Source organism: Acinetobacter sp. XS-4, from assembly GCF_023920705.1.
Classification (GTDB): Bacteria; Pseudomonadota; Gammaproteobacteria; order Pseudomonadales; family Moraxellaceae; genus Acinetobacter.
Genome location: NZ_CP094657.1, coordinates 2,475,238 through 2,497,875, shown reverse-complemented (window position 1 = coordinate 2,497,875; position 22,638 = coordinate 2,475,238). Strand labels below are relative to the sequence as shown.

The following is a 22,638-nucleotide window of genomic DNA, read 5'->3' as shown; positions in this document are numbered from 1 at the left end:
TAAAATAAAAATATATTTAAATTAGAAATAAGAATTTAATTAATTTGCTAAGTTCTTAGTATTTATTTGTCTCCTTATCTATTTATTTAATATCTATAGTTTTTAACTGGGAATATGATTTTTTTGATAAGACTCATTTGGTGACTGTAAAATCTGGCTACCCGCAGCAATACTATGTGTAAGCCAGACATTACCCCCAATAATAGAACCTCGGCCAATCGTAATACGGCCTAAAATCGTGGCGCCTGCATAGATCACAACGTCATCTTCAACAATTGGATGGCGTGTATAGTCTTTTTTCAAAGCACCATCATCATTCGTTTCAAAACGTTTAGCTCCAAGTGTTACTGCCTGATAAATACGAACACGTTCCCCAATGACACTGGTTTCACCAATCACCACACCTGTACCATGATCAATGAAAAATCCTTTACCGATTTGTGCACCGGGATGAATATCAATGCCCGTTGCAGAATGTGCCAACTCAGAAATAATACGAGACAATAGAGGCACTTGAGCATAGAGCTGATGTGCAATACGGTGGTAAATAATCGCAAAGATGCCCGGATAGCAGAGTAATACTTCATCCACACTATGTGCTGCCGGATCACCTTCATAAGCCGCTCGCACATCGCCATCTAAAAGACGACGTATAGAAGGCAGTGTGTTGGCAAAATCCTGCACAATATTTTGAGCAAGTTCCTGTGGTTGTTGGGCTGTGCTCAAATGACCCAAATGTCGTTTTGCCTCATAATTTAAAGCCAGTTGTACCTGAGCATGTAAGGCTGTCAGCACTCGATTTAACGTGTAGGCAATATAAGAATCTTCAGTTTCTTGGCGTAGGTCGGCAGGGCCTAAACGCATTGGAAATAAAATGCCGCAAAGGTCATCTAAAATAGCTTTTAAAGCTTCTTTAGACGGAAGTTCACGGCCCCCAAATTCTTTGGTTCTGTGCTGTTGCTGACGCCAGTCATGCCTTGCTTGTTGTAAGCCCTGTACAACAGCATTAATGTTCCATTGAGTCACAAGCTTTCCTTGATTCACTGAAAATTGATTAAAGTATTAGTCTTGTTGCCAAGGGAGTTGATGAATACGCCAGCCGTTTTTCTGATTACGTTGTTGGTTATCATCTAAGTCGCCTTCAAAGCCTTCAAGAACGTTATAAATGTGCTCAAAACCTGCATTAAATGCGGCTTCGGCTGCTTGTGCTGAACGGTTGCCACTACGACATAGCAAAAGAATGGTTTTATCTTTGCCAACTTTTGATTCAAGCTCTTTTAAAAAACGTGGATTGCGATTAAATGACGTACCTGTTGCCCAAGCAACATGAATAGTTTCAGGAACATATCCTACAAATTTACGTTCTTCATTGGTGCGTACATCAACTAAAACAGCCTCTTCTTGTTGTACGAGCTGCCATGCATCAGTGGGTGATAGACTTCCACTAAAATTCAGTTCATGGTCTTGTGCATATTGCTTTGCTTTAGAAAGAATATCTTCATTTGACAAGGATGGATTTGAACCAGTTGAGATAAAGCTTTGAGGGGCTTCTGTATTTAATTTAGCATTCATTGAATATATCCTTATCTTCGATTCAGATTGTTATTGTTCAATTTACGCGGTTTTAAATATAAGCAAAAATAAGGAATATCTATTTATATATATTATTTTGATAAATAAGGAGAGTGAATGTTTCTTGCAGAATAGTATTAGTTAATCTAATAAAGTTTTTTCATAACATATTTAATAAATTTTAATATTTAGTACAAACCGTGTGAATTAAAATAATCCACACGATTTTAAAAATTAAGCAAATCCACCATTTACCCGAATGACTTGTGAATTTACCCAGCGTCCATCTGGGCCTGCTAACATAGCAATTACACTGGCAATTTCTTCAGGTGTTCCGATTCGTTCTAATGGAGCGAGTTTTGCAATAGCTGCCACTTGCTCATCAGTTTTTCCATTATAAAAAAGGTCAGTTCCTGTCGGGCCGGGTGCAACTGCATTTACAGTAATATTTCGGCCGCGTAACTCATTTGCTAACACATGTACTAAGCCTTCTACACCTGCTTTTGAAGCAATATAGGGGCCATATGCCGGAAAGGATTTAGCAATTACACTAGTTGAAAGGGTAATAATCCGGCCACCATCTGGAACTGTTTCAGCTGCATGAGCCAATATTAAAAACGCACCACGTAAATTGGTATGAATTACTTTATCGAAATCTGGCAGACTTTCAGGGGTAATTTTTGCCATAGGCATAATACCGGCACTATGAACTACTACATCTAATTGACCATTAACGGCTTTTGCTTCTTGAAATAAACGACCCACCTCATATTCATTTGCTACGTCGGCTTGAATAGCAGAAGCTTGACCACCTTGTTCCACAATATGATCTACAGTTGCTTGGGCATGCACCTTATTGCCAGCATAGTTAACAATGACATAAAAGCCATCTTGGGCTAAGCGTTCAGCAATTGCACGACCAATACCACGTGATGCACCTGTAACAAGAGCTGTCTTTTTTGAAATATTCATTTTTAGATTGCCTGTTTGTGTAAGTATGGCTTATTTTAATAGTATAGAAATATGGGATAAATCTTCATAATTGGATAAGATAATTCCATATTCATTAATAATAGATGGAGTTAAAAAACGAGCACTATGGATAAATTTGATACCTTGCAACTTTTTACCCGCATAGTAGAGCTGGGTAGCTTTAGTCAGGCAGCCGATCAACTGAATATCCCACGTGCTACAGCAAGTAACGCCATTAAAGATTTAGAGAATAACTTGCAATGCCGTTTATTAGAGCGGACTACACGGCATGTAAGAGCATCGTTAGATGGACAGGCATTTTATGAGCGTTGTACACAAATATTATCGGAACTTGATGATGCAGAATCATCCTTACGGAATGTAATTACTCAGCCCCGTGGTTTATTGCGTGTAGATTTATCAGGCGCACATGCGACCAAAATTGTTTTACCTAATATCGACCAATTTCACGAATTGTACCCCGACATTGAACTGGTAATTAGTACAGGAGATCGCTTAGTTGATCTTATTAGAGAAGGGATAGACTGTGTGGTGAGGGCGGGGCGTTTGGAGGATTCCACTTTAATTGCTAGACATTTGGTCGATATGCCTCAAGTGATTTGTGCAAGTGCTGACTATCTAAATAAATATGGAACGCCTCAGCAACCAGAAGATTTGTTATCACATTATTGTGTTAATTTCTTTTCGACATCAGGCGGGCGGAATTATCCATTTGAATTGATGGTGAATGGCAAAAAACAAGATTATTTTTTGAAAAGCTGGATCTCGGTAAATGATGCTGAAAACTATGTATTATCTGCTTTACGTGGGGCAGGTTTAATTCAGGTACCGCGTTATCATGTGGCAAATGAATTAAAAGACGGGCGACTGGTTGAGGTTTTATCTGAATGGGAAACCCCTAAGATGTCAGTTTCTGCTTTATATCCACAGCATCGGCAGCTCTCACCACGCGTACGAGTTTTTGTCGCTTGGCTGAGTGAGTTATATACAGGCTATTTTTCAAAATAACGATAACGTATAGTTAGAATGCTCTCTAGCACATATAAATTTTTGGTGAATATGTGATTGAATTACCCAATGCAAATGATTGGATTGTTAGAAATTCTGATCCTAATAGTCTAGAACGAATTGAAGCCTTTTTTACCGATCATGCTTATGAGTCGCATCGCCACGATACTTTTGCAATTGGTCGAACATTAACAGGTGTTCAAAGCTTTCATTATCGTGGAGAGATGAAACATAGCTTGCCGGGTATGACGATGGTTTTACATCCTGATGAAAAACATGATGGAGAGTCAGGTAGTCGAGACGGTTTTAGATATCGGATGGTGTACGTAGAACCTGCAACCCTACAGGAAATTATGAAGGGTAAACCTTTACCATTTTTTGAAAATGGCTTGAGTCAGGATCCTCGGTTATTTAAAGCAACTGATGTGTTACTGCAAGGAATAGATCAACATATCGACTCTTTAGAAAACCAAGATGCTTTATATGATTTGGCAACCACACTTTACGAAATTTCTGGTAACCATCAACGAACTTCTCATAGTTATGACTATGTCGCAGCGGAGCGTGCTAGAGAGTTTATACATGCTTCTTTATATGAAAATATCTCTTTAGATGATATTGAAAAAAATGTGGGACGAGACCGTTGGAGTCTTTCACGCGATTTTCGACTCTTGTTTGGTACAAGTCCACATCGATATATGACCATGCGTAGGTTAGAGGTTGTGAAGTCCTGTCTGATGTATGGCGAGTCATTGACTCAAGCTTCATTGATTGCCGGATTTTTTGATCAAAGCCATATGTCACGCCATTTTCTAAAAGCATTTGGTTTAACCCCAGCCAGATGGCGGATGATTAATAAATTAGCTTCTTAAACCAAATGATTCAAAAGTCAGCCTATTTTAGACTGACATAGTTTGCATCTTAAATTAGATTTATACCTTTCAAAAAATCATAAAGCATAAATATGCCAGAAACGATTAGCATCATTGCCATGGTTTTATTTAGGCGATTAAACCAAATTTTATTTTTAATTTTTTTGCCTAATATTGCACCAGCGCACGAGTAAAGGAAGGGTGCGCCCGCTGCACCAATTGAAATGAGCAAAGAAACCAAAAATATGTGAACGCCAATGATGTGTGCTGTGGGGTACATAATGGTTGTAACAGGCAAAATGACTAAAATCCCTTTTGGATTTAAAGCTTGTATCCAAAAACCATTCCAGAACGAAAGCACCTGAACTTCAGTGGCTTCATCACTCATATCAATATCTGACTTTAGCATTTGATATGAAAGGTAAAATGTATAACACGCGCCAAACAAAGCAATATAGTGCAAGGCATTTTGTGGAATGATCGCGGCACCGATATATCCAAAAATCATGAATAGCATCAACATGGCACAGCCGACACCTATAAAAAAATAAATTGTTTTTTTGAACTGTCCCGTAAGGCCCGAATTTAAACCCATAAAATTTACTGGGCCGGGGCTATACATCACACTTAAGGTATAAAGAAAGATTTCCATAACGAATCTACTGAATCAAAAATAACCCAGCATACTGATTCGTAAATTTAGGGTCTTGTACGTTTGTGATGACGCTTGCACAAACGTACAAGACGAGAAAAATCTAGATTAGGCATGATGAATGACTTGAGATAAATGATTCAGGATAGAGGTTTATGTTTGACACAAAAATTGCGTTGATTGTCCGTAACGATCTTGCGACTTGGCAAAGGCTAAATGTGGTGGCTTTTTTGGCAACGGGAATTGCCTCGGCTGTACCTGAAATGTTGGGTAAACCTTATATCGATCAAATGGTTATGAATATGGCAACATGCTAGGGCAGCCAATGTTGGTATTTGAAGGGGATTTATCAGGACTGCAAAAAGCGCATCGCAAAGCGATTGAACAAGATTTAACGATTATTCCCTATGTACACGCCATGTTTTCTACAGGAAATGATGAGGATAATCGGGCCGTCTTTTTGGCCGACGATGCAAATCAATTAAATTTGGTTGGGGTAGCGCTAAGAGGGCCTAAAAAAGCAGTTGATAAGGCAATTAAAGGACTTTCACTACATCAATAATAGGCTAAATAATTTTTAATAATATATATTAATAAAACCCACTATTTGAGCAAAAGTGGGTTTTATTTTAGAAATGATGATTAAACTTTATCTTGAGTTTTGGTATCAAAGTCGTTGGCATCATGGCGTTCATGTAACTGTGTTTCTAAATCGCCAAAGGTACGATTGACCATACGACCACGTTGTACCGCAGGACGCGCTAAAATTGCATCTGCCCAACGCTGAACATTTTTATATTGATCAACACCTAAAAACTCTGCGCCGTTATACACCCAGTTTTTAACAAGACCACCATACCAAGGGAATGCAGCAATATCAGCAATGCTATATTCAGAACCAGCCAAATATTCATGCTTTGCTAAATGCTGATCTAACACATCAAGTAAACGTTTAGTTTCCATAGCAAAGCGGTTAATTGCATATTCAACTTTAACGGGTGCATAGGCATAAAAATGTCCAAAACCACCACCTAAGTAAGGCGCGCTGCCCATTTGCCAGAATAACCAATTAAGGCATTCAGTACGTGCAGCAATATCAGTCGGGATGAAAGCTTTAAACTTTTCAGCTAAATAAAGCAAAATTGAGCCAGATTCAAACACTCTTAATGGCGGGTTTTGGCTATGGTCAACCAATGCTGGAATTTTAGAGTTTGGATTAATTTCTACAAAGCCACTGCCAAATTGCTGTCCTTCACCAATTTTAATGAGCCATGCATCGTATTCAGCTTCTTGATGACCTAATGCTAAAAGCTCTTCTAGCAAAATAGTAACTTTTTGACCATTAGGTGTTGCTAAAGAGTAGAGCTGGAGCGGATGTTTCCCGACAGGAAGTGTATGCTCGTAACGCGCACCTGAAGTAGGTTGGTTTAAATCGGTTTTTTCTCCAGTCCATTGCCAAACTTGTGGAGGAATATAGTTTGAATCACTCATTTTTTATCTCGTGTCTGGTGTACATAAAGGGTTCAGTTATGTCGCAAGGCAAGCCATTTTTGTACGGTTGGACGTTGCCATTGTTGTAATGCATAGTTTTTTAAATGCTCTGGAACAGCATCGCCATTTTGAATGAGGCGTTGCAACATTAGGGCAAGTTCAGCATCTACAATACTCCATGAACCAAAAAGAAATTCTGCATGAGGAGCGAGAAGCTTTTCTGCAACAAAGAACAGTTTCTCGGCTGATTTTTGGCCTTCTTCTGAAAGTGGAGTGGACTTGGGCCGAATGAAAATAACATCGGTTGGACGCTCAGTTCTTAGTGCCACTAAGTCAGATCTGAGCCATGCCTGAATTTGTCTTGCTCTTGCACGTGCTTGTATATCTTTTGGATAAATAGATGTATCTGGATAAAGCTCTTCAATATATTCCAAAATGGCAGAAGATTCTGATAAAGCAAAATCATGATGTTCAAGTACAGGCACTTTGGCTGTTAATGACTTTTCTACGTAAGACTTTTCAAACTGGCTTTGCTGACCTAAGTTGATGGTCGCTATTTCAAATGGAATTTGTTTTTCATGTAGCCCTACAAAAACTGTAAAAGCATAGGGACTTAGAAATTGTGAATCTGTGTACAGCTTAAAATGTTCATTATTCATTGTTATTGTCCATGTCATAAAACAATGGTACCTAGTCTAAGTGAGCTGATCCAAGATTGGGTAGCTTTTTTGTGGAAAAGCTTTATCGGTTTTTGAATTAAGCCATTTCAGTGTTCAACGTCAGGGCTTAATGTGCTGAAAATGCTGATGGATAATGCTAAGCCAAGCTTGTACTGCTGGTGAGACAGGAAGATTCTTTTTCCAGGCCATCACTAAGTGCCATTGAATATTTGGTTTTTCGAGTGGCACTGCTGCAAATAAAGTCGGGTCAAGCATGTCTGTATAATATTGTGGCAAGAGAGCGATTCCCATACGTTGTAGCACCATATCTGCCAAGAGGTGCCATTGGCTGGTGCGACAAGCAATGGTTGGGTAGAAACCATGCTGCTTACATGCATCAAGAATAATACTATTTAAAGAGAAATTTTCAGGAAACATTAAAAACGATTGGTGTTGTAGTTCTTCTAGATTTATTTTTTTACGAGTTGCCCAAGTTGCATCCCGACGTAAAAGGACCATTAAAGGATAGTTACATAATTCAATGCTATTAAAGATTTGTTCATCAAAGGGCTGCAATAAAACACCGACGTCTAACTCATTATTAAGTAAGGCCTGTTCAATACCACGCGAACCTACTTCCATAAAAGCCAATTCAATCTCTGGCCATTGCTGGTGATAATCAAACAGAGCAGTCGTTAAGAGCTGTGAACCTAAAGGCGGAACGCCAAGTTTTAAAGTCCCTGTTTTTAATTGTTGATAATTTTCTATCTCAAGAAAGATGTTTTGTTCTGCCTGAAGAAGCTCGATGGCATGTTGATAAATGCGCTCTCCAATTTCAGTTAACTCGATTTGCCTTTTCCGCCCGTGATCTGGCTTAACCAAAAGCTGGACCTGAAGCTGTTCTTCAAGCTGTTGTATTATTTTACTAATGGTGGGCTGAGTGAGATACAACTCTTCAGCAGTACGGGTAAAACTTTTAGTTTTTACCAGTGTAACGAAGCACTGTAATGATTTTAGAGAAAGCATAATAAAGAATAGATTATTCCATTTTAGAATAATATTAACATGAATAATTCATATTTAGCAGATTTCATCGAGGTAGCATAATAGTGTAGTTAACCATCTAATTTCGTAAAATGAGTACTGAATCAGCTTCTGGAACACCCACACAACCTTCATTTTTAGTTTTAGTTAAACAAATTTTGATTTTGGCTGGATTTTGGTGGGTCGGATATCTCTTACATCAAAAACTCGGTGTACCTGTCTCGGCAGGCATTTTAGGTATGTTTTTATTGCTTGTATGCCTGTTCTTTAAAATTATCAAAATGGATCAGGTAGCAATGGGAGCAACTGTTGTTTTAGGAGAGTTGTTGCTGTTTTTTGTGCCCGTTGTGGTCGCCGTAGTGCAGTATAAAACCTTGTTTATGACCGAAGGATGGCAAATTGTCTTGAGTATTGCAGTTGGGACCATTTCGGTCATGCTCAGTACATGTCTGACTATTCACTATTACAATCGTTTGAAAGCTTATTTACAGGCTCGCAAACGTCTTCAACATAAGCATATCTAAGAGAGAATGACATGAATATTTGGTCAATTCTTTGCCTGATCTGGACTTTGGTAGCCTATGTTGTGGCAAAGCGAATCTATCAGAAAAATCCAAAACTTTGGTTGTCTCCCGCGATTAGCGTGCCTGTACTTACCATCATTTTGATGACAATTTTTGGAATTTCATATCAAACTTATGCAGAAGATACGCAGTGGATTGTTAATTTATTAGGGCCTGCAACGGTTGCGTTTGCTGTACCGATTTATCGCTATCGGGAGACGATTCGTAAAAACCTTGGGGTTCTTTCGATTGCGATTATTGTGGGGATGAGTGTAGGCGTGATGTCTGCCTATGAAATGGCGCAGTGGTTCCACTTTAGCCCTGAAGTGACCAATAGTTTGATGGCACGTTCTATTTCGACACCGTTTGCCATGATTTTAGCGGAAGATATTCACGGTTCGGCAGCATTGGTTTCACTATTTACCGTTATTACTGGTTTGGTCGGTATGATTTGTGGCGATGCGATTTTAGCGATTACTAAAATCCGTTCTAATGTGGCAAATGGGGCAGCCTTTGGCAATGCAGCCCACGGTTTTGGTACAGTTAGAGCACAACAGCGCAATAGTGAAGAAGGTGTAATTGCCAGTTTAACCATGGTTATTGCTGGTATTTTAATGGTATTGATTGGACCATTTGCCATTCATCTATGGTTGCTGTTGTAGGGTTTATCTAACTTGATTTGTCATGTTATTGAATAATTCTTGATAGTTTTTTGATAGCTTGTCTCATCAGTTCGGGGTCAAAATCGCCTAAGCCAACAATTAACCCCGGACGTTGTTGCTCTTTTGAAAATGTCGGTGAAATTGCTTTAATGGCAATGCCTGCATCGACTGCCGAGTTTGCAACTTCAATGTCATTAATATGATGAGCGAGCCATAACACCATATGCATGCCTTGATCGCCCGGTTGTAACCAAGCCAGCTCTTGAGGTATGTATTTTTCAATCAAACCAATAATGTATTCTCTGACTTCTGCATAGACATTTCGAGTACGTCGGATATGCCGCTCTAAATAGCCTTCTTGAATAAAAGCAGCTAAAACATGCTGGTCGGCAGCAGGTGGGTGCCGATCAATTAATACTCTGAGCCCACAAAAAGGTGCCACCAATTCTTTAGGCAACACGGCATAGCCAAGTCTAAGAGACGGAAATAGGACTTTACTGAAAGTCCCAAGATAAATTACTTGGTTGGGCGCCATACCTTGTAAAGATGGAAAGGGTTGACCGTTATAACGGAGTTCACTGTCATAGTCATCTTCAATGATCCATGCATTTTGCTGTTTTGCCCAAGCCAATAAAGCAGTACGTCTTGCTAGGCTCATCGGCATGCCAAGTGGGTATTGATGAGATGGTGTCACAAAAGCAGCACGCGCATGTTTAGAAAGCTTAATTCCAGTTTCAACCTGAATTCCTTCTTCATCGACAGGAACACGCACCATCCGAATGTTTTGTACAGCATGCTCAAAAATGGCTGTTGTACCCCGATAAGCTGGATCTTCAATCCAAACTTCATCCTTTGCTTCAAATAAAATCTGGCTGCAAATATAAAGTGATTGCTGGATGCCGGGAGTAATCACAATTTGGTCAGGTTCGCAGTGGACAGAACGAGATCGACGTACGTAGTCTGCGATTGCAATTCTTAGTGATAACACGCCTTGAGGTTCACCATAACCCGAAGGAACTCCGGCTCCTCGCGATCTAAATTTATTACCGAATTTACGCCAGATATCACTTGGTTGAGTACGACCAATCGGAACAGATACCGCAAAAGGAGTGTGGGGAAGCGGTTTAAATTCTTTAAGCACTTGAGCATAAGAAAGTGCTGATTTAGTCAAAGGGATTGAGCTAGATGTGGTTTCTTTTTGAGAGTGTTGCGGCGTAGTTTTTTTAGCTAAAGCATGAGATACATAGGTGCCAGTTCGTGCTTGGGAGTCAAAAACACCTTCAGCTAAAAGCTGATCGTAAGCTTCAATAATCGTTCCGCGAGCGACCCCAAGTGTCTGAGCCAATTCACGAGAAGAAGGCAACGGATCGCCGGGCTGTAAATCACCACTTTGTACGGCTTCGCGTAAAGCTTGAGTGAGTTGAGCACTAATCTTGCCTTGGCTTTTATCAATTTTTGCAATAGACGGAAGTTCAACAACTTTTGCCATTCTTGCCATAATTCTGGTCTACTTAAAAAAATACAAAGTGGTTCTTTTTAATAAACCACATAAACCAGAAAATTTACAACACAAAATATAAATAACCCTGATATTTACAGTGAGGTTTTTAGCTATGTATATCCCCGATGATTTTGCAGAAAACCGTTTGGATGTATTGCATTCTCTTATTACAGAACATCCATTTGGGGTACTTTTTACTCATGGAAATAATGGCTTAGATGCAAACCATCTTCCATTCGAGTTGCAGGAAAATGAAGGGGAATTTGGTGTACTCCATGCCCATGTGTCTCGCATTAATTCTGTTTGGCAGGACATTAAAGATGGCGATGAGGTCTTGGTCGTGTTTCAAGCAGGTGATGCTTATATTTCACCAAATTGGTATCCATCCAAACATGAACAGCACAGACAAGTGCCTACTTGGAACTATAGGGTTGTGCATGCATATGGCAAAGTGACGATTCGAGATGATGAACGTTATGTTCGTGGTGTAGTGGCTCGTTTAACTCGTACCCATGAAGCATCTCAACCGGAACCATGGAAAATGTCAGATGCGCCGAAAGACTATCTTGAACCCATGTTAAAAGCCATTGTAGGTATCGAAATTGAAATTACCAAGCTTCAAGGAAAATCAAAACTTGGACAAAACAAAGAACACCGAGACATTCTAGGGGCGGCAGATGGCCTATTCAAATCTGGTCATCAAACTATAGCGGATGCCATGTACAGTGTCGCTGAGTTAAATAAATAATTTTGAAAATATAGAAATTTAGTATTGATTGAGGAGACAAAGATGTCTTGGACTACGTCTGTTGAGCTAGTTGGCGAATACGTTATTTTAAAGCCGCTAGATGTAACACATGCTGAATCGCTCGCAGAAGCAGTTTGCGATGGAGAACTCTATAATCTTTGGTACACGCGTGTTCCAAGACCTGAGCAGATGACCGCTGAAATCGAAAGACGTCTTGGTTTGCAACATTCAGGTTCTATGTTGCCATTTTATATTGAAGACCGAAAAACAGGGAAGGCTTTAGGAATGACGACTCTAATGCATATTGAAGAAGCACATCGCCGTGTAGAAATTGGTTCGACGTGGTACCGAAAGTCTGCACAGCGTTCGCCAGTCAATACTGAGTGTAAAAAGCTATTGTTGGCTCATGCATTTGAGTCTTTAGACTGTATTGCGGTTGAGTTACGCACATCTTCTTTAAACGTTCAAAGCCAAGCCGCAATTGTTCGTTTAGGCGCAAAGCTCGATGGGGTACTCAGAAGCCATCAAATTGTGAAAGATGATATTTTACGCGACACACACGTTTACAGCATTTTAAAACATGAGTGGGCTGCAGTTCGCCAAAATTTGGAATGGATGTTGAGTAAGCCACGTTAAGATTTAATGCATAAGTCTATATTCTTGAGGCGTATTCCCCGTCCAGTTTTTAAATGCTCTGCTAAAAGAGTTGTGCTCTTGAAAGCCCAATAGAAATGAAATTTCACCAGTACTCATTGATGACTTTTCTAAATAATGTTGCGCAAGAGACCGACGTGTCACATCCAAAAGCGTTTTAAAATTGGTTTGTTCTTCTAAAAGTAGCCGTTGTAATGTGCGTTTGCTCATCGCGAGTCGTTGAGCAACATCATCTATCGTACACAGTCCAGCAGGTAGGTTTTCTAAAAGTATTGCTTTAACTTTTTCGCTAACTGTTGCATTTTCATCAAGTTGCATAAGACTACGTTGCAAGTTTGGCTCGAAAAAAGACCACATAGTTGGGTTGGCTGTTAAAAAAGGACGTTCCGCATCTTGGCGTGAAAAGACAATTGAAATGTTTTCACTTTTTTGTGGAAGTACGTCAAAAAATGTTTTGTACTCTGCCAGATTATTAGGTAAATCGGGCAGCGTAACTTTCAAAGGTATAACCTGATGCCTTGTACAGATTCTTGCTAATTGAGCAAAAAAGACCAGTTCAGACATGGCAAGGCTTTGGGGCGTTGGCGTAGATACATTATAAAATTTGAGTTCTAGCGTTGTTGTGTCATCATCAATTGCAACTTGTAACTGCATTGGCCCAACGAGTCTTTTAAATTCAGATAGACGCTGTATAGCAATATTGAAGTTGGGACTACAAATACACGCAAAAATCGCTGGGTCAAACAGTTCAACTGTAATCATTTGACCGATTTTTAAAGGTAAGTCATTTATTCCTGCAAGTTGTTCAATTGCATGCCAAAAATTGAAATATTGAATGGGCGTAAGGCTTGCATCTTTACGGTTAAATAAATCAAGCGGCAGAGATGCCAAACGTAATGCATCTTCAACATTTATGCCTAAGTCATTAAGTAATAACTTCCAATTAGTATTTAGGGCAAAATTTGAAGCATATTTCATTTTGGCATCTCATCATTAAGTTTGTGTTGGTCACTTAATTTATTTAATAACGGACATGACCATACGATCAAACACACGGTCACCAAACCATTTACGTACAAATATCATCAGTTTGGCATATTTACCACCCACATAGCGTGTTTTAGGTGAGGATGCATGGACAGCTTTCATTAGCATATCAACAACCACTTGCACATCTGAAAGCGCGCCTTTTTCGACAGATAGATGAGTTGCATTGGCAACTGCTTTTGCCATTTTTTGATAGGCGCTGTTGCCTGAACGCTCAAGCATAGGCTTGACCATTACATCCGTAAATTCAGTTGCAATGGCACCGGGTTCAATGACAACAACATCAATATTAAATGATTTTAACTCTAAACGTAGACAGTCAGACCAACCTTCAACGGCATGTTTACTTGCATGATACCAGCTACCAAGTGGTGTATAGATTTTTCCGCCCATTGATGAAATATTGATAATACGACCCTGCATTTTTTTACGCATACTAGGCAGAACCTTTTGAGTTAAGTAAGCCATACCAAACAGATTCACTTCAAATTGATAACGGGCATCGGCGAGGGTTGTATCCTCCATAGCACCATACATGCCAAAGCCCGCACAGTTAATTAAAATATCAACACCATGGGTTTCTTTTTCAATAGTTTGTATAACTTGGTCGATATCATCCTGATTAGTAATATCCATTTTTAATGTATGTGCGCCAAGCACTTTTAATTCATTCATGGCTTCAATGCGACGTGCAACGGCATAAACAGTTGCACCTTCTTTGAGTAATGCTTTGGTAAATGCTTTTCCCATACCCGATGATGCACCTGTGATAAGAATGATTTTTTCTTTAACTGTGTTCATATTTTGTCTCTCAACTAAAGTTTTTAAGGAACTTGTTTTTCGATAGAGACATCATAGAAATTTGAATAATATTTACCCAAATCGAATGGCGACAATGTTTAATCAAAGTGCGCCAAACTATTTAAAAATATTATTTCCTAGAAATAAGAACAGATAAATACTCGGTTAAATTAAAGCTTCTTGCCGTCTTTTGCTTAACCATATTAATGAGCATGCGGTGATTATTAACCATGGTATTAAAGCGATATTCATTGCTTTCCAGCCAAATAAATCGAGTAAAGCACCAGCGCTAAAGGAGCAGATTAAACCGACAATAAAAACAGTCATGTCGTTAATAGCCTGGGCCTTGGCTTTTTCAGCCGCAGTATACGTCCCTGTGAGTAAAGAGGTACTACCAATAAATAAAAAGTTCCATCCCACACCTAATAAAACTAAAGAAATAGCAAAAGAGGCGAACTGAATACCCGATAGAGCAAATCCAATGTAGCAGGCAAATAATAAAAGACCTGCAAACATGATTTTAAGCACTCCAAAGCGAGCAATTAAATTTCCAGTAAAGAATGAGGGTAGAAACATACCAAGCACATGTAGTTGAATGACTGTCGTAATTGATCCAAGTTCATGGTGTGAATGTCGCATGGCAATTGGTGTGGCAGTCATACCTAAAATCATGATGCCGTAACCTGTTACTGCACCAAACAGAGCAACTAAATAGGTAGGCTGAAAGACAATCTGTTGCCATGGACGACCAGCAGTAAAGTCAGACTTTTGCTCAATAGTCTCGGCAATGTATAGGCTAGATAAAATCCCCATCGCAATAAATGAGATAATGCTAATAATTAAAAATGAACCGATATATTCTAAATGCTGGAATAAAGGCCCACCAAAACGAGCCAAAGTCGGGCCAATCAGTGCTGCAACAATTCCACCTGCCATCACCCAAGAAATAGCCCGTGAACGGAATGCATCATTTGCCACTTCACTGGCAGCAAAACGATAAAATTGAGCAAAGGATTGATAGGCCCCGACACATAGCGTACCTAAAGCCAGAAGCATGAGTGAGCTATAAAAAATACCGATTGATGCAATAATGCCACCAAGCACGCCTAAAAAAGCACCGAATAGAAAACCATTACGCCGTCCTACACGTGCCATTAACATTGAGGCTGGAAACATCATTAAAGCCGTACCCAAAAACATAGATGCAATGGGTAGCGTTGCAAGTGTTGGGGTATTTGCGATATTAGCCCCAGCCAAGCCGCCAATGGTCATGACCATGACAGAAACAGTTTGGAAAAGGGATTGGGAACTCGCCAAAATGAATACTTGGCGATGCATTCTATTTTGAAGCATAAAGAGCCTTTAATTATATTCAGCAATAGCTGAGGCTAGATGTCCAGTTTTTACATAAATAGAAGCGCCAGACAAACCAGCTTGAAAATGTGCATGTGTTTTCGGTGGTAGGCGTATCCATGTGCCGGTTTCATAAACTATTTCTTTATCGACCAATTGACCTCGGGTAATCAGAATTTCGATTCCGTCATTGGCATCTTCAGTAAAAAATTGCTGTGGGTTGAGTTTTTCTAAATAAGTGTGTTCGTAACTTGCATCAACCAATGTGCAAATTAAACGCGAACCTATTTCTTGCCATTGTGCTGGGTCATTGGTATTGATTCGTAAGGTTTGAGTTTCTGACGTAGGAATTTGCATAAGTTTGACAAAAATCAATGTACCTTCTTTGCTCGACGGTTGATGTACTGACAGATGTGGACTGCGTAAATACCATCCAGCGGGGTAGTGTTGATTTAGATTTTCAGTAAATACGCCTGAAAGTACGAGGATTTCTTCACCATGATGATGTCGATGTTCAGGGAAAGTTGTATGTGGCGCATATTTCACTAAACTAGTCGCACGGGCTACTTCATCACCAATACGATCAAGCATGACGCGATCAACTTCCCCACGGGGAGATTGCACCCAGTGATAGTCTTCAGGTTTGATAATCACAGCCTGTGAAAAATCGGCATGGATCAACATGAATACTCTCCTCGTAAACTAAACTCTCTTTATTCAATAACAAAATAAACAGAACGAATTAGCAAGTTAAATTAATGCTCTGTATGAAAAATTAGTGACCAGCCATCACACCACCATCTACAGGAAGAATAGTTCCTGTAATCCAAGAGGCATTAGCTGATGCAAGGAATAAAATCGCTTCGGCAATGTCAGCCGGTTGACCATTGCGGCCTAGAGGATGGAAAGAGTTAAAAGTCGGTAAAGCTTCTTTAACCTGATCTTCGCTCATAAACGTGTTGTAAACAGGTGTTTCTACTACGCCTGGCGCTACGGTATTGATGCGGATATTTGATTCGGCTAATTCAATGGCTAAGTTATGAGTGAGAGCATGTACCCCTGCATTTGCTGCTGAGTAAGCAGAAGAAGGGGTTGCTTTTACAGCTTGTAATGCCCAAAGCGAACCTGTTTGTACAATTGCGCCGCCTCCACGTTGTTGCATGGCTTTAGCAGCAGCTTGCGCCATAAAAAACTTGCCTTTCAAAATGGTATCTAAAAACCAGTCGTATTCTGTTTCAGTAATATCAAGGAAAGATTTTGGGTTAAATACACCTGCATTATTGATAAGAATATCAACACCGCCAAATGTTTCAGATGCTACTTTTACTAAATTTTTTGCAGTTTCAGGGTCGGCTATATCACCAGCAAAGTAGCGAACTTTTTCACCTGTCGGATCTATTTCATGGGCAGCTTTTTGCAATTTATTTTCATCGCGACCGCCAATTACAACATTAGCGCCTTCTTGAACCAAGCGAATTGCAACTTCTTTACCAATACCAGAACCGCCACCAGTAACGATGGCAACTTTTAAAGAAAATCTACTCATATGCATACCCTTAAGACTAAATAAAATAAATTGATTGACTTATAAAACTGATGTATCGCAATCAATGTAGGTTTATTTTAGGAATATAGTTTTTTATTCACAAATGAGATAATCTGCTTGTTCGGTAAAGAAAATCTTTAGTTGATGAAGCATGTTTGAATGGCTAAAGATGCTTGCAATAACATATTGGTTTGAATATCTATAAAAGAATTCTTTTCTCTTAATGAAAAAATACTAGAATAAATCATCGTCATGTCAGGATGCTCCCATTGTCCAGACCAATCCATCAGGTTGATCCTTTGCGTCCTCCAATAGTTGGAACAGAGGCAATATCATTATTGACAGAGCATTCATTCCCTCGTCATTCGCATGATTATTTTGGGATTGGTGTGATTACGCGTGGCGCGCAGCGCTCATGGAGTTTGGTTGGTCAGGTTGAAGCTGGCCAAGGTGATGTCATTATTGTAAATCCGGGCGAAATTCATGATGGTATTCCGCTTGATGGGCCTCGCGCTTGGCAAATGATTTATATTCAACCCGAAATATTAAAGCAAGAATTGCTTGCAGAGGGACGTAGTGCTGATGCCATCTTGCATCCTTTGGTTCGTGATGGACTTTTAAGCCAACGACTGTTGCAACTATTCAAAGAAATGGCTTTGCCAGTGGTTGAGCATGTGGCATTGGAGGAAATGCTACTCTTTAGTTTGATGCATGCTAGTCGCTATCACATGTTATCGGAGCGCTATCAGCCAACCCGTTGCTCGTCTGTTCAGCGTGCTAAAGAATATCTCGATGATATGGCAGAGCACACGGTTACATTGAGCGAGTTGGCAGGTTTATGTGATTTAAGCCGTTTCCAATTACTCAGAAGCTTTTCTCGTGAGGTTGGAATTACCCCGCATGCTTATTTGTTGCAACGACGAGTATGCCATGCACGCCATTATTTACAGCAGGGAAATAGCATAATTGAAGCTGCATTGCGTGCAGGTTTCGCCGATCAAAGCCATCTAACACGAGCTTTTTTACGTCAGTTGGGCATTACGCCAAGTCGTTATCAAAAAGCAATTTTGTCTTAAAAGATCTCTGCAATTTTATTCAAGACCTATCTCTATGCTTCTGTGATACTCAGCCAAAATCCATGTCTGGAGCAGGCTTATGCAGATTAGTATCGAATTTCTCATTACATCACTTATTGTTGTGATTTCACCGGGTTCCGGGGCAATTTATACCATTGCAACAGGTTTATCTCGTGGGGCAAAAGCCAGTCTTATTGCAGCAGTTGGTTGTACACTTGGCATTATTCCACACATGCTGCTTGCAATATTGGGACTTGCTTTAGTATTTCTCACCAGCACCTTTGTATTTACCATCTTAAAATTTTTAGGTGTGGCTTATTTGTTATATATGGCATGGCTATCGCTTCAAGACAAAGGAGCATTTCATTTTGAACAAGAACATACCGAGCATTCAGCCTTTAAAATTATGAGTTATGCAGTATTTATTAATTTATTTAACCCAAAGTTGCCTTTATTTTTTCTCGCTTTTTTACCTCAGTTCGTTGCAAATGATACGACTACGCCAACATGGGATATGTTGTTGTTGAGCATGATCTTTATGCTAATTACATTCGTGGTTTTTATGTTTTATGGTGTTTTTGCAGCAATGATGCGCCAGCACGTATTAGGTAAACCTGCTGTACTGAAATGGCTTAGACGTAGCTTTGCTTTAGGTTTCATTAGTTTGAGTATGAGGCTGCTATTTAGTTCTAAGTCTTGAAAGTACTAAAATCGTAATTGCATTGAATGCAAGCATTTTGAAATAGAGTTTTACGAGTACAAATGAGATAATTTCCGTTACCTCATAAAGAAAATCTTTAGTGCCATGAATTCACCAGTTTATTTGAATGCACTCCGTGCTTTTGAAGCCAGCGCGCGACATAAAAGTTTTTCTGCTGCGGCAAAAGAGTTAAATGTTACTCCGGCTGCAGTGGGGCAATTGGTGCGTACACTCGAAGATTGGCTAGGCTTTCCTTTATTTCATCGACAAACTAACGGTAAAAATCGGCTTATTGCCACTGAGTTGGCTGAGTCAGTTTTACCAGATATTCGGGCGGGTTTTGATAAGCTGACTTTGGCTTTAGAAAAATTAAAACAAGATTCTCTATCAGGCGTTCTTAATATTGCAGTGAGTCCTGCATTCGCCGAAAAATGGTTATTACCAAGAATTGACCACTTTCAAAAACAATATCCAGATATTGATATTCGTTTAGATATTAACCTTAAAGCCGTAGATTTTTTAGAGCAAAAAGTCGATGTGGGTGTCAGATATGGCCAAGGGCAGTGGCAAGGTTTAGAAGCTATTAAACTCATGGATGAAGAGGTTTATCCCGTATGTTCACCCGCATTTTTAAAAGAACATTCATCACTCTTAACGCCGAACGATCTAAAAAATATCACTTTAATTCATGACCTTTCTATGGAAAAACATCAACAATTTCCAGGGTGGCAATCTTGGTTAAGAAGTGTGGGTTTGGATGACATCAATATTAGCCGAGGTATGCAAATCAACAGTTCATCTGCAGTTTTACAGGCTGCAATGGAAGGACATGGTGTCGCATTAGCACGTAGTGTCATGGCGCAAAAAGATATACAGACCGGACGATTGGTTCGTTTATTTCCTCAAATTCATTTCTCATCACCTTTTTCTTATTATTTGGTATGCCGACCAGAATATACAAACTTGCCTAAAGTCAAAATCTGTCTGGAATGGTTTTTTGAAGAAATTCATCGAATATAAAATTAATCATTAACCTGAGGTTAATAACCACTGATGTAGGTTGATTGATCGAAATTCCATAAAGCGTTTTTATAGATACAGAACAAAACTGCGATCTATATAGGTAAGCACATGGAAGGATCAGTTCAGAATAAAGAACGGTTATGGACAAAGCGGCGTCATGCCAAACAACTAAAACTAGAGATGGCAAACCAATATACCGATGGTGTGGTTATTCCAACTCAAGACATTATTAAAGTTTTAGAAACCTTAATTACACCAGGTGACAAAGTTGTACTCGAAGGAAATAACCAAAAGCAGGCAGATTTCCTTTCGCGTTCTTTAGCACAAACCAACCCAGATATTTTACATGATTTGCATATGATCATGCCAAGTGTTGGGCGTTCGGAACATCTTGACCTATTTGAAAAAGGCATTGCGCGTAAACTCGATTTTTCTTTTGCTGGCCCACAAAGTTTACGTATTAGTCAGTTAATTGAAGATGGGCTGCTAGAGATTGGAGCCATTCATACCTATATCGAACTATATTCACGTTTGGTGGTCGACCTCATTCCAAATGTGGTGCTCTCGGCGGGCTTTATGGCTGACCGTCAAGGCAATATCTATACGGGCCCAAGTACCGAAGATTCTCCAGCACTTATTGAACCTGCGGCTTTTAGTGACGGTATTGTGATTGTTCAGGTCAATGAATTGGTTGATGACGTCTCAGAGTTACCACGTGTCGATATTCCTGCTTCTTGGGTGGATTATGTGGTGGTTGCAGACCAGCCATTTTATATCGAACCGTTATTTACTCGTGACCCGAAACATATCAAGCCTGTGCACATACTCATGGCGATGATGGCAATTCGCGGAATTTATGAAAAGCATAATGTGCAATCGTTAAATCATGGCATTGGTTTTAACACTGCGGCGATTGAACTGATTTTACCGACCTATGGCGAGTCTTTAGGTTTAAAAGGAAAAATTTGCCGAAACTGGACACTGAATCCGCATCCAACCTTAATTCCAGCGATTGAAACAGGTTGGGTTGAAAGCGTGCATTGCTTTGGTACCGAACTGGGTATGGAAAAATATGTTGCAGCTCGTCCTGATGTGTTCTTTACAGGACGTGATGGTGCTTTACGTTCCAACCGCATGATGTGTCAGCTCGCGGGTCAGTACGCCGTTGATCTATTTATTGGCGCAACTTTGCAAGTTGATGGTATGGGACATTCTTCGACTGTTACCAAAGGCCGTTTGGCTGGTTTCGGTGGTGCACCAAATATGGGACATGATCCGCGTGGCCGTCGTCACGATACGCCAGCATGGTTAGATATGCGTTTGCAAGGTGCTAATGAAACAGATACCTATTTGGCACGTGGTAAAAAACTCGTTGTGCAAATGGTGGAAACTTTCCAAGAGGGCGGTAAGCCGACTTTTGTGGAGCGTCTTGATGCGATTGATGTTGCTAAAACAGCAGGCCTACCTTTAGCACCGATCATGATTTATGGTGATGATGTGACCCATTTACTCACCGAAGAAGGCATTGCTTATCTATATAAAGCAAGCAGCCAAGAAGAGCGTCAAGCCATGATTGCTGCGGTGGCAGGCGTGACCAGTATTGGTTTAACTCAAGACCCTAAAACAACAGCACGTTTAAGAAGCGAAGGTCTAGTAGTATTCCCTGAAGATTTAGGTATTCGCCGCACCGATGCAACACGTGAGCTTTTAGCTGCGAAAAATATTGCCGACTTGGTGACATGGTCTGATGGTTTATATCAACCACCTGCAAAATTCAGGAGTTGGTAATGATGGCACAATTTCAATATCAAACACTTAGCGATAGTCAGCTTTTAGCAGATATGGCGGTCGAAGCTTTGATTGATGAAGTTAATCTGACGCCTAAACCAGCTTTGGTTGATCGCCGTGGCAGTGGTGCACATGATGACCTGACTTTGGACTTAATGGAGCGCTCTGCGAAAAGTTTAGGACCCATGTTTGAGGCAATGGCCCAAGCTGCAAAGCATCATGGAAAAGTCTGTTTGGCCTTGCGTGAAGACATTGGAGAAATTGGTCGCCAAGGTGAAAACACCATGATGTTGGCGACAAATGGTGTCAATACACATCGCGGTGCAATTTGGGCATTAGGGTTAATGGTTACGGCAGCAGCATTGGCGCGCAGTAATCAGCAATATTTATCGGCTGTTGAGCTATGCCAGTTAGCAGGCCAGATTGCTCAGCTTGAAGATCGTTTTATTCCAAAGCAGGCTTTAAGTCATGGTCAGCAAGTACAAAAGAGATTAGGCATCTTAGGTGCAAAAGAACAGGCACAACAAGGCTTTCCAACTATTGTGAATTTTGGTTTAAAGCAACTTCATCAAAGTCGTAGTAGACCTATGAAAGAAGAGTTCGCGCGTTTAGATGCCTTACTTGCCATGATGACCGATCTGACTGATACATGTGTGCTTTATCGCTCTGGAACATCTGGTTTAAAACGTATGCAACAAGGTGCTCAGCAAGTACTGGATTTGGGCGGTAGCTCAAGCTTAGAAGGTCGACGTGCTTTGCATCTTTTAGAGATAGATCTGCTTCGGATGAAAGCTTCCGCTGGTGGTGCCGCAGATTTATTGGCAGCAACACTATTTATAGATCGTGTTGAGCAGTCATCTGGAAAAAATAAAAAGGGATTTTGAT

Annotated in this window: 24 protein-coding genes and 1 pseudogene; 12 read left to right on the top strand and 13 right to left on the bottom strand. The window is 40.0% G+C overall.

The features are described from left to right. Positions 1-102: 102 nt before the first annotated feature. The 3 genes from epsC to MMY79_RS11670 all read right to left on the bottom strand — a co-directional run bounded on the left by epsC (position 103) and on the right by MMY79_RS11670 (position 2,544). Positions 103-1,044 carry a serine O-acetyltransferase EpsC gene (epsC, locus tag MMY79_RS11680; RefSeq protein WP_252608632.1) on the bottom strand — a complete coding sequence of 314 codons (942 nt, stop codon included), beginning with the start codon at positions 1,042-1,044 and terminating at the stop codon, positions 103-105. Between the two features lie 18 nt (positions 1,045-1,062). Next, positions 1,063-1,572, bottom strand: a complete 510-nt coding sequence (locus tag MMY79_RS11675; protein ID WP_252608630.1) for a rhodanese-like domain-containing protein — start codon at positions 1,570-1,572, stop codon at positions 1,063-1,065. Between the two features lie 234 nt (positions 1,573-1,806). Next, positions 1,807-2,544, bottom strand: a complete 738-nt coding sequence (locus MMY79_RS11670; RefSeq protein ID WP_252608629.1) for an SDR family oxidoreductase — start codon at positions 2,542-2,544, stop codon at positions 1,807-1,809. 126 nt (positions 2,545-2,670) lie between these two features. Here MMY79_RS11670 and MMY79_RS11665 point away from each other — a divergent pair, with 126 nt between their 5' ends. After that, on the top strand, positions 2,671-3,573 hold the full coding sequence (locus MMY79_RS11665; RefSeq protein ID WP_252608628.1) for a LysR family transcriptional regulator: 903 nt from the start codon (positions 2,671-2,673) through the stop codon (positions 3,571-3,573). A gap of 53 nt (positions 3,574-3,626) precedes the next feature. Beyond that, positions 3,627-4,445 carry an AraC family transcriptional regulator gene (locus MMY79_RS11660; protein ID WP_252608626.1) on the top strand — a complete coding sequence of 273 codons (819 nt, stop codon included), beginning with the start codon at positions 3,627-3,629 and terminating at the stop codon, positions 4,443-4,445. Between the two features lie 49 nt (positions 4,446-4,494). Here MMY79_RS11660 and MMY79_RS11655 read toward each other — a convergent pair whose 3' ends face one another. Then, positions 4,495-5,097, bottom strand: coding sequence for a LysE family transporter (locus MMY79_RS11655; RefSeq protein ID WP_252608625.1), 603 nt, complete (start codon positions 5,095-5,097; stop codon positions 4,495-4,497). A gap of 155 nt (positions 5,098-5,252) precedes the next feature. Here MMY79_RS11655 and MMY79_RS11650 point away from each other — a divergent pair. Beyond that, positions 5,253-5,659, top strand: a pseudogene (locus MMY79_RS11650) (DUF2000 domain-containing protein). An 80-nt stretch (positions 5,660-5,739) separates the two neighbouring features. Here MMY79_RS11650 and yghU read toward each other — a convergent pair. The 3 genes from yghU to MMY79_RS11635 form a co-directional block, all read right to left on the bottom strand. Beyond that, positions 5,740-6,588 carry a glutathione-dependent disulfide-bond oxidoreductase gene (yghU, locus tag MMY79_RS11645; protein ID WP_252608623.1) on the bottom strand — a complete coding sequence of 283 codons (849 nt, stop codon included), beginning with the start codon at positions 6,586-6,588 and terminating at the stop codon, positions 5,740-5,742. A gap of 32 nt (positions 6,589-6,620) precedes the next feature. Continuing rightward, a complete protein-coding gene (yfcF, locus tag MMY79_RS11640) occupies positions 6,621-7,247 on the bottom strand; it encodes a glutathione transferase (protein ID WP_252608621.1) in 627 nt (208 codons plus the stop codon). Between the two features lie 120 nt (positions 7,248-7,367). Beyond that, on the bottom strand, positions 7,368-8,273 hold the full coding sequence (locus tag MMY79_RS11635) for a LysR family transcriptional regulator (RefSeq protein ID WP_252608619.1): 906 nt from the start codon (positions 8,271-8,273) through the stop codon (positions 7,368-7,370). Positions 8,274-8,383: 110 nt separating this feature from the next. Between MMY79_RS11635 and MMY79_RS11630 the strand changes: the two genes are divergently transcribed. Both MMY79_RS11630 and MMY79_RS11625 read left to right on the top strand, forming a co-directional pair. After that, positions 8,384-8,815, top strand: coding sequence for a CidA/LrgA family protein (locus tag MMY79_RS11630; RefSeq protein WP_252608616.1), 432 nt, complete (start codon positions 8,384-8,386; stop codon positions 8,813-8,815). Positions 8,816-8,826: 11 nt separating this feature from the next. Next, positions 8,827-9,516, top strand: a complete 690-nt coding sequence (locus tag MMY79_RS11625) for an LrgB family protein (RefSeq protein ID WP_004792992.1) — start codon at positions 8,827-8,829, stop codon at positions 9,514-9,516. Between the two features lie 25 nt (positions 9,517-9,541). Here the strand turns inward: MMY79_RS11625 and MMY79_RS11620 are convergent, their stop codons facing one another. After that, positions 9,542-11,014: a PLP-dependent aminotransferase family protein gene (locus MMY79_RS11620; protein ID WP_252608613.1), complete on the bottom strand. Its 1,473-nt coding sequence runs from the start codon at positions 11,012-11,014 to the stop codon at positions 9,542-9,544. Between the two features lie 115 nt (positions 11,015-11,129). On the opposite strand from MMY79_RS11620, the gene MMY79_RS11615 reads away from it, so the two are divergent. Both MMY79_RS11615 and MMY79_RS11610 read left to right on the top strand, forming a co-directional pair. After that, the gene (locus MMY79_RS11615; protein ID WP_252608610.1) at positions 11,130-11,765 is read left to right on the top strand and encodes an FMN-binding negative transcriptional regulator; all 636 of its coding nucleotides are present in this window, start codon (positions 11,130-11,132) and stop codon (positions 11,763-11,765) included. Positions 11,766-11,807: 42 nt separating this feature from the next. Then, on the top strand, positions 11,808-12,401 hold the full coding sequence (locus tag MMY79_RS11610) for a GNAT family protein (RefSeq protein WP_252608608.1): 594 nt from the start codon (positions 11,808-11,810) through the stop codon (positions 12,399-12,401). Between the two features lie 3 nt (positions 12,402-12,404). Here MMY79_RS11610 and MMY79_RS11605 read toward each other — a convergent pair whose 3' ends face one another. The 5 genes from MMY79_RS11605 to MMY79_RS11585 all read right to left on the bottom strand — a co-directional run bounded on the left by MMY79_RS11605 (position 12,405) and on the right by MMY79_RS11585 (position 17,166). After that, positions 12,405-13,397: an AraC family transcriptional regulator gene (locus MMY79_RS11605; protein ID WP_252608607.1), complete on the bottom strand. Its 993-nt coding sequence runs from the start codon at positions 13,395-13,397 to the stop codon at positions 12,405-12,407. Positions 13,398-13,436: 39 nt separating this feature from the next. Next, entirely contained in the window at positions 13,437-14,267 is an 831-nt protein-coding gene (locus MMY79_RS11600) for an oxidoreductase (protein ID WP_252608605.1), read from the bottom strand. Positions 14,268-14,432: 165 nt separating this feature from the next. After that, the gene (locus MMY79_RS11595) at positions 14,433-15,620 is read right to left on the bottom strand and encodes an MFS transporter (RefSeq protein ID WP_252608603.1); all 1,188 of its coding nucleotides are present in this window, start codon (positions 15,618-15,620) and stop codon (positions 14,433-14,435) included. Between the two features lie 9 nt (positions 15,621-15,629). After that, entirely contained in the window at positions 15,630-16,304 is a 675-nt protein-coding gene (locus MMY79_RS11590; protein ID WP_252608601.1) for a cupin domain-containing protein, read from the bottom strand. 91 nt (positions 16,305-16,395) lie between these two features. Continuing rightward, positions 16,396-17,166, bottom strand: coding sequence for a glucose 1-dehydrogenase (locus MMY79_RS11585; protein WP_252608600.1), 771 nt, complete (start codon positions 17,164-17,166; stop codon positions 16,396-16,398). A gap of 260 nt (positions 17,167-17,426) precedes the next feature. Here MMY79_RS11585 and MMY79_RS11580 point away from each other — a divergent pair, with 260 nt between their 5' ends. The 5 genes from MMY79_RS11580 (at position 17,427) to MMY79_RS11560 (ending at position 22,637) form a co-directional block, all read left to right on the top strand. Beyond that, the gene (locus MMY79_RS11580) at positions 17,427-18,242 is read left to right on the top strand and encodes an AraC family transcriptional regulator (RefSeq protein WP_252608598.1); all 816 of its coding nucleotides are present in this window, start codon (positions 17,427-17,429) and stop codon (positions 18,240-18,242) included. Positions 18,243-18,321: 79 nt separating this feature from the next. After that, complete coding sequence (locus tag MMY79_RS11575; protein ID WP_252608597.1) at positions 18,322-18,942, top strand: LysE family translocator; 621 nt, start codon at positions 18,322-18,324, stop codon at positions 18,940-18,942. A gap of 105 nt (positions 18,943-19,047) precedes the next feature. Beyond that, complete coding sequence (gcvA, locus tag MMY79_RS11570) at positions 19,048-19,962, top strand: transcriptional regulator GcvA (protein ID WP_252608595.1); 915 nt, start codon at positions 19,048-19,050, stop codon at positions 19,960-19,962. Between the two features lie 111 nt (positions 19,963-20,073). Continuing rightward, the gene (gene mdcA, locus MMY79_RS11565) at positions 20,074-21,753 is read left to right on the top strand and encodes a malonate decarboxylase subunit alpha (protein ID WP_252608593.1); all 1,680 of its coding nucleotides are present in this window, start codon (positions 20,074-20,076) and stop codon (positions 21,751-21,753) included. Continuing rightward, a complete protein-coding gene (locus MMY79_RS11560) occupies positions 21,753-22,637 on the top strand; it encodes a triphosphoribosyl-dephospho-CoA synthase (RefSeq protein ID WP_252608592.1) in 885 nt (294 codons plus the stop codon). Before mdcA ends, MMY79_RS11560 begins: the two co-directional genes overlap by 1 nt. The last annotated feature ends 1 nt before the right edge of the window (position 22,638 follow it).

Coding starts and splice junctions, on each gene's coding strand:
- MMY79_RS11635 (WP_252608619.1), bottom strand. CDS start 8,273: ATGCTTTCTCTAAAATCATTACAGTGCTTCGTTACACTGGTAAAAACT.
- MMY79_RS11620 (WP_252608613.1), bottom strand. CDS start 11,014: ATGGCAAGAATGGCAAAAGTTGTTGAACTTCCGTCTATTGCAAAAATT.
- yfcF (WP_252608621.1), bottom strand. CDS start 7,247: ATGAATAATGAACATTTTAAGCTGTACACAGATTCACAATTTCTAAGT.
- gcvA (WP_252608595.1), top strand. CDS start 19,048: ATGAATTCACCAGTTTATTTGAATGCACTCCGTGCTTTTGAAGCCAGC.
- MMY79_RS11575 (WP_252608597.1), top strand. CDS start 18,322: ATGCAGATTAGTATCGAATTTCTCATTACATCACTTATTGTTGTGATT.
- MMY79_RS11605 (WP_252608607.1), bottom strand. CDS start 13,397: ATGAAATATGCTTCAAATTTTGCCCTAAATACTAATTGGAAGTTATTA.
- yghU (WP_252608623.1), bottom strand. CDS start 6,588: ATGAGTGATTCAAACTATATTCCTCCACAAGTTTGGCAATGGACTGGA.
- MMY79_RS11615 (WP_252608610.1), top strand. CDS start 11,130: ATGTATATCCCCGATGATTTTGCAGAAAACCGTTTGGATGTATTGCAT.
- MMY79_RS11580 (WP_252608598.1), top strand. CDS start 17,427: ATGCTCCCATTGTCCAGACCAATCCATCAGGTTGATCCTTTGCGTCCT.
- MMY79_RS11675 (WP_252608630.1), bottom strand. CDS start 1,572: ATGAATGCTAAATTAAATACAGAAGCCCCTCAAAGCTTTATCTCAACT.
- MMY79_RS11595 (WP_252608603.1), bottom strand. CDS start 15,620: ATGCTTCAAAATAGAATGCATCGCCAAGTATTCATTTTGGCGAGTTCC.
- MMY79_RS11610 (WP_252608608.1), top strand. CDS start 11,808: ATGTCTTGGACTACGTCTGTTGAGCTAGTTGGCGAATACGTTATTTTA.
- MMY79_RS11585 (WP_252608600.1), bottom strand. CDS start 17,166: ATGAGTAGATTTTCTTTAAAAGTTGCCATCGTTACTGGTGGCGGTTCT.
- MMY79_RS11670 (WP_252608629.1), bottom strand. CDS start 2,544: ATGAATATTTCAAAAAAGACAGCTCTTGTTACAGGTGCATCACGTGGT.
- MMY79_RS11630 (WP_252608616.1), top strand. CDS start 8,384: ATGAGTACTGAATCAGCTTCTGGAACACCCACACAACCTTCATTTTTA.
- MMY79_RS11655 (WP_252608625.1), bottom strand. CDS start 5,097: ATGGAAATCTTTCTTTATACCTTAAGTGTGATGTATAGCCCCGGCCCA.
- mdcA (WP_252608593.1), top strand. CDS start 20,074: ATGGAAGGATCAGTTCAGAATAAAGAACGGTTATGGACAAAGCGGCGT.
- MMY79_RS11625 (WP_004792992.1), top strand. CDS start 8,827: ATGAATATTTGGTCAATTCTTTGCCTGATCTGGACTTTGGTAGCCTAT.
- MMY79_RS11560 (WP_252608592.1), top strand. CDS start 21,753: ATGATGGCACAATTTCAATATCAAACACTTAGCGATAGTCAGCTTTTA.
- MMY79_RS11665 (WP_252608628.1), top strand. CDS start 2,671: ATGGATAAATTTGATACCTTGCAACTTTTTACCCGCATAGTAGAGCTG.
- MMY79_RS11590 (WP_252608601.1), bottom strand. CDS start 16,304: ATGTTGATCCATGCCGATTTTTCACAGGCTGTGATTATCAAACCTGAA.
- MMY79_RS11600 (WP_252608605.1), bottom strand. CDS start 14,267: ATGAACACAGTTAAAGAAAAAATCATTCTTATCACAGGTGCATCATCG.